Source organism: Urechidicola vernalis (assembly GCF_031846385.1).
GTDB lineage: Bacteria > Bacteroidota > Bacteroidia > Flavobacteriales > Flavobacteriaceae > Urechidicola > Urechidicola vernalis.
Genome location: NZ_JAVRHV010000017.1, coordinates 1 through 1,849 on the forward strand (window position 1 = coordinate 1; position 1,849 = coordinate 1,849).

1 protein-coding gene is annotated in these 1,849 nt (G+C 35.0%); it reads right to left on the reverse strand.

Annotation, left to right across the window (positions count from 1 at the left end; genetic code table 11):
* Positions 1 to 142 precede the first annotated feature (142 nt).
* Entirely contained in the window at positions 143 to 1,834 is a 1,692-nt protein-coding gene (locus tag RM519_RS13905; protein WP_311594433.1) for an arylsulfatase, read from the reverse strand.
* Positions 1,835 to 1,849 lie beyond the last annotated feature (15 nt).

Genomic DNA, 1,849 nt, shown 5'->3' on the forward strand with positions numbered 1-1,849 from the left:
GTGTTTGTATAAGATTTGTGCGGCTTAAAATCCGTAGGATTTTCAGTCTAGTACAATGTTTATTGGTTGTTTGGGTTTTACAATTTTTCTTTAAATATAGCATAAATTTTATGCGTTGTTGTGCATTCGTGTTTTGATCATGCTATTTCCATGAAGGAGGGGGTATTTGCACTTTTACTTCAGTGGAAAATTTCCTCCATTCATCTAACAGTTCTTTATATTTTTCAGGTTCAGATTCTTTGAGGTCATGAAGCTCTGCAAGGTCTTGAGATAAATTATAAAGTTTAAAATTTTCCTCAAGAAAAGGTCTTTTTATATTGGTGATTTTCCAATCTCCTTTTCTAATCATTGCAAGGTTATTGTGCTCCAAGCCAAATACATATTCTGAAGAGTGTATCTGATTCGTCTCTCCAGATAAAAACGGTATCAATGAATTTCCCTTTAGAGGATAATTTTTATTCTCCTCAAATTTTTCTGGATACTTTGCTTGAGCCACTTCATAAAAAGTAGGGGCTATATCCATCAATGTTAGAAATCCTTCATGAATTTCATTCTTTCTTTCAATATTTGGTCCAGCAATAATCATTGGAGCGACGATACCTCCTTCAGTCGTAAATTCTTTGTAATGTCGAAATGGAGAAGATCCCGCCTCCGCCCATTGAGGGCCATACGAAATAAATGAATTGGGCTTCCCCATGGTTTCATAATCATCATTAAAATGCTCTCTTATAAACGGCCCTAAATTTTCATGATAATAGAAATCCTCAGCTGCAGCACCATTGTCAGACATAAACACGATTAATGTATTTTCGAATTGACCAATATCTTTTAGATACTGTATTATTCTACCAATATTATAATCAAGATTATCTACCATTCCAGCATACAATTCCATTTTTCTTGATTCTTTTTTCTTTTCACTCAATGACAAAGAATCCCATGGTATTACTTTTTCATGATTCGGGGGTAGCACTGCTTCTTTTGGAATCATTCCTGCATTTTTTAGACTTTCAAGACGTCTTTCTTTTAATTTTTCATAACCATCATCATAGCGTCCCTCATATTTTTTCCAATATTTTTCATCCACTTGCAATGGCCAGTGTGGAGATGTATAAGCTGCAAAGCCGAAAAATGGTTTTTTGTCTTCTTTATTAAGATCTATATATTCAATTAGTTTATCCGTATAAAAATCAGTAGAATAGTCCCCATTGTTCCAAGTGGCGGGTTTCTCATCTTCAAAATATGGAGTGATTGGATCTTCTTTAAAGAGCCCTTGGTCATCATAGTGATTTCCAGCCCCTCGAATATTAACAAAAGAGCGTTCGAAACCTTTACTAAATGGAATGGATAAAGAGTCTCTTCCAAGGTGCCATTTTCCAGTCATGTAGGTATGGTAGCCATTGGCTTGAAGTAACGCTGGAATTGTAACTATTCGATCTGTTAACTTCCCCTCATAGCCGAATCCAGTGTTCTGATTGGACTGTATACCCATTCCTGCAATGTGGTTATCATTGCCAGAAAGTAACATTGCTCTTGTTGGGGCGCACAAAGGAGAAGTGTGAAACCGACTAAATCTAACTCCTTGAGCTGCTAAATTATCAATATTTGGTGTTTCAATATCACCCCCATAGCATCCTAAATCTGCATATCCAAGATCATCAGCTACCAATAAAAGTATATTAGGTCGGAGGGTTTCTTGATTTTTTTCTTTTGTCTCAGAACATGAAATCAAAGTACCTATCAATATTAACGGTAGGAAACTAAGATTGAATAGAGTTAAACTTTGATGGTCAATCATTACTTTTATTCTCTTACACTTAGATATTACTTTCATCACTTGTTATATTTT